The sequence below is a fragment of the Oscillibacter sp. CU971 genome (assembly GCF_905219725.1).
Taxonomy (GTDB): domain Bacteria; phylum Bacillota; class Clostridia; order Oscillospirales; family Oscillospiraceae; genus Oscillibacter.
Map to the genome: position 1 here is coordinate 1 of NZ_CAJMXG010000238.1, position 4,173 is coordinate 4,173.

Here is a 4,173-nt window from a genome sequence, read left to right on the forward strand (position 1 = left end):
GCCGTCTAAGGACCCGAAAGCGGACGAGCTCCGGAACAGCAATCTCAGCGCACCATCTGGGAGCGAGCCCACGCCCCCAACCGATCCACGAACACCACAGAAGGAGGAATAAGTTCAAAATGGACCCTAACATCAAATACGACTTTAGCGGCTGGGCTACCCGCGACAACCTTGAGTGTACCGATGGCCGTACCATCAAGGAAGGCGCATTTGCGCACTGTGACGGGAAAAAGGTCCCCTTGATTTGGGACCACAATGTCAACAGCCCCGACAACATCCTTGGTCACGCCTATCTGGAGAAGCGCCCCGGGGGCATCTATTGCTACGGTGTGCTGAACGACTCCGATAGCGCCAACGCCGCTAAACTTCTGCTGAAGCACGGCGACATCGAGGCCCTGTCCATCGCGGCTAACAGGTTGAAGCAGCAGGGCGGAAATGTTCTGCACGGCGACATCTTCGAGGTGAGCCTCGTTTCGGCGGGCGCTAATCCTGGTGCTTTCATCGACTTTGTCGATTTGGCCCACGGTGATGGCGCTGACTGCACCGTCTATATCGGCCTTAACGAGCCGGTCACCCTGTACCACTCCGACGGTGGGGCCACTCCGCCCAAGAGCGATCCTGCCCCGGAGTCGAAGCCTGACGGTAAGGATGGCAAAGACGGACAGAACAGCGAGACGCTCTCTGACGTGTTCGATACCCTTACCGAAAAACAGAAGACCGCTGTTTACACCATGCTCGGTATGGTGGCCATGCAGGATGGCTCTGAATCCGACCCGAAGCCCGACGACAAGGGCACGCCCGATGGGCAGAAATCTGATGACTCTAAAGGAGGAGACAAACCCATGAAGCACAACGTTTTCGACAGAACTGCCGAGGACAACCAGGACGCCGTTCTGATCCATGCCGCGCAGGCGGAGATCATCGCCTCTGCCAAGACCAAGAGCGTCGGCACTTTCCAGAGCGCCCTTAAGCTCTACACCGAGCAGCACAGCGACACGCTGAAGCACGGCTATGACAACATCGAGGCCCTGTTCCCCGAGTACAAGGATCTGCGCTCTGGCGCTCCCGAGCTGATTACCCGGGATCAGGGCTGGGTCGGCGTGGTCATGAACAAGGTCCACAAGAGCCCCATTAGCCGCATCCGCACCAAGAACATGGATGCCCGCGGCGACGACATCCGGGCCCATGGCTACCAGAAGGGCAAGCGCAAGGTGCCTTCCGGCAACATGAAGCTCATCAAGCGCACCACCGACCCCCAGACCATTTACATCACCGACTCCATGCACCGGGACGACATCGTCGATATCACCGACTTCGACGTGATCGAGTATCAGTGGGGCGTCATGCGGATGGCCCTCAACGAGGAAATCGCCATCGCTATCATGATTGGTGACGGTCGCGACGAGGCTGACGAGCACAAGATCTCCGAGGAGCACATCCGCTCCATCTGGAACGATGACGACCTCTACACCATCCACTACGATGTGGACATCGAGGCTGCCCGCAAGGAGATCCAGGGCTCCCGCACCGACATGAACTTCGGTGAGAACTACATCTACGCCGAGGCCATCATCACCGCCGCCCTGTACTCCCGTGAGAAGTTCAAGGGCACCGGCACTCCCGACCTGTACTGCACCCCGCATATGGTCAACATCATGCTGCTGGCCCGCGACATGAACGGCCGCCGCATCTACAACTCCAAGACCGATCTGGCCGCCGCGCTGAACGTCAACGAGATCCACACCGCCGAGCAGTTTGAGGGCCTGGCCCGCACCGCCAAGGACGGCACTTTGCACAAGCTCCTGGGCCTGTTCGTCAACCTGGCGGACTACACCGTTGGTCACACCAAGGGCGGCGAGATCACCCGGTTCAGCCAGTTCGATATCGACTTCAACCAGGAGAAGTACCTGATTGAGACCCGCCTGTCCGGCGCTCTGACCAGGCTCTGGTCCGCCATCGCTCTGGAGGAGCCCGTCGCTCCCGCTTCCGGCGCGGCTGCCTAAGGAGAAAGTTCAAAATGGCGAAGTTTTATGGATCGGTAGGCTATGCTGAAACGGTTGAGACGAGACCGGGTGTGCGGAAGGAGAAGATCGTTGAGTATCCTTACTATGGCGACCTTATTCGGAATACCCGTCAACTCCAATCTTCCGATACACTCAACGACGACATCAACGTCGCGAACGAGATCAGCATAGTCGCCGATCCGTTCGCCAGGGCAAATTTCCACCGAATGCGGTATGTGACTTTCATGGGCGTCAAATGGAAAATCTCCAAGGTGGAGGTCGGCTATCCGCGCCTTATCCTTACGATTGGGGGTGTTTACAACGGAAAGTCGACTTCAACTCCACACGATTCTGTGTGAAATCCTTGGCTGTCCGGAACTTGATGATCTGGAGCAGGGAAAGAAATGCCGCGCGTATTTCCAGCCATCCTCAAACGTTGAGATGGAGTATGACTGCGTTGTCTATGAGAGGAGCAAAATTGAGGCAAAACACGCTGACAATTTGCCTTATCTCTTACACGACCGCTATCAGCTGACCCTTATCTATGAGGACCCGGACAGCGATCTCCCCCACAAAATTGCTCAACTGCCAATGTGCAGCCATGAGAGCCACTTTACGTCAGACAATCTCAACCACGACGTATACAACCTATATTTCTAACCTTATAAAGGAGGAACAACCAATGAGTAACAAACCCGGCAGAATGAAATGGGATCAGATCGGCGAGCGTCTGTATGAGATCGGTCTGGACCACGGCGTCCTGTTTCCCATGAACGATGACGGCAAGTATGCCGCAGGCGTACCCTGGAACGGGCTGTCCGCTGTCAATGAGACCCCCTCCGGCGGCGAGCCCACCCCTGTCTGGGCTGACAACATGAAGTATCTCAACCTGATGTCCGCTGAGGACTTCGGGGCCAACGTCGAGGCCTACTCCTATCCCCCCGAGTTCGCTGCGTGTGACGGCGATGCCGAGGTCGCCCCGGGCGTGACTATCGGCCAGCAGCCCCGCAAGATGTTCGGTATGTCCTACCGGACGCTGATTGGCAACGATACCATGAAGCAGGCCTATGGCTACAAGATCCACCTAATCTATGGCGGGCAGGTTTCTCCCTCCGAGAAGAACCGCCAGACTCTGAACGACAGTCCCGAGCCCTCTGCAATGAGTTGGGAGCTGAGTACCACCCCGGTGGACGTTCCGGGTTTCCAGCCCACCGCCCATATGGTCATCGACTCCACCAAGACTTCCAAGGAGAAGATGGCTCTCATCGAGGACATCATCTACGGCAAGGATGCTGCGGATGGTAGCGAGGCCATTGCGTCCCGTCTGCCCATGCCTGAGGAGGTCATCGAGCTGCTGAAGGACGAGGTCGCTGCCGGCTAAGACTCGGCAGAAGTACATCTGTAACCTGCAAAGCGGGGCTCTCTTCACCGAGGGCTCCGCTTTCTTTAATTTTTGTTGATTGAAAGGGGAAAATCGCAATGATTATGAAGGAAATCACCTATAACGACTACAACGGCGTGGAGCGCACGGAAAAATTCTATTTCAACCTGACCGAGGCTGAGGTGACCGAGCTGGAGCTCTCCGCCGAGGGCGGCTTCGTGGAGATGATTAACCGCATCGTCGCGGCCAAGAACGGCCGGCAGATCATCGACACCTTCAAGGAGGTCATTCGGAAGTCCTACGGAGAGAAGTCTCCCGACGGCCGCCGGTTCATCAAGAACCAGGAGGTTTGGGACAAGTTCGCCCAGACCGAAGCCTACAGCAAGCTGTTCATGGAGCTTGCCATGAACCATGACGCCGCGAGCGAGTTCATCAACGGTATCACGCCGCCTAAGCGTGACGATGACGCCACTGAGACACCCGCTTTGCCTCCGGCCTGACCAACTGAAGGAGACCGGAGATGCTGAAAATTACAGTGCCGGAAACAGAGTTGTTTGACGGTGTTAATGGCTTTATCTATACCAAGGAGCAAACGCTTCAGCTGGAGCATTCTCTGGTCTCACTTTCAAAATGGGAGTCGAAATGGCATAAACCCTATCTTTCTAAAAAGAAGAAAACACTGGCGGAGTCTCAGGACTACGTTCGGTGCATGACCATAACCCAAAATGTAGACCCGAATGTGTATCTGGCGATAAAGCCAAATCTTCTCCGCATAGTGGATGCCTATAT

At 56.2% G+C, this 4,173-nt stretch carries 4 protein-coding genes and 1 pseudogene; all 5 read left to right on the plus strand.

Annotated features, from left to right (window positions below):
* The first annotated feature begins 119 nt into the window (after window positions 1–119).
* Window positions 120–2,003, plus strand: coding sequence for an HK97 family phage prohead protease (locus JX325_RS13175; protein ID WP_204791563.1), 1,884 nt, complete (start codon window positions 120–122; stop codon window positions 2,001–2,003).
* A 14-nt stretch (window positions 2,004–2,017) separates the two neighbouring features.
* Window positions 2,018–2,362: a hypothetical protein gene (locus JX325_RS13180; protein WP_204791564.1), complete on the plus strand. Its 345-nt coding sequence runs from the start codon at window positions 2,018–2,020 to the stop codon at window positions 2,360–2,362.
* A gap of 323 nt (window positions 2,363–2,685) precedes the next feature.
* Window positions 2,686–3,384 carry a hypothetical protein gene (locus tag JX325_RS13185; protein WP_204791565.1) on the plus strand — a complete coding sequence of 233 codons (699 nt, stop codon included), beginning with the start codon at window positions 2,686–2,688 and terminating at the stop codon, window positions 3,382–3,384.
* A gap of 98 nt (window positions 3,385–3,482) precedes the next feature.
* The gene (locus JX325_RS13190) at window positions 3,483–3,884 is read left to right on the plus strand and encodes a hypothetical protein (protein WP_204791566.1); all 402 of its coding nucleotides are present in this window, start codon (window positions 3,483–3,485) and stop codon (window positions 3,882–3,884) included.
* Window positions 3,885–3,904: 20 nt separating this feature from the next.
* Window positions 3,905–4,173: pseudogene (locus JX325_RS13195) on the plus strand (hypothetical protein); the annotation flags it as partial.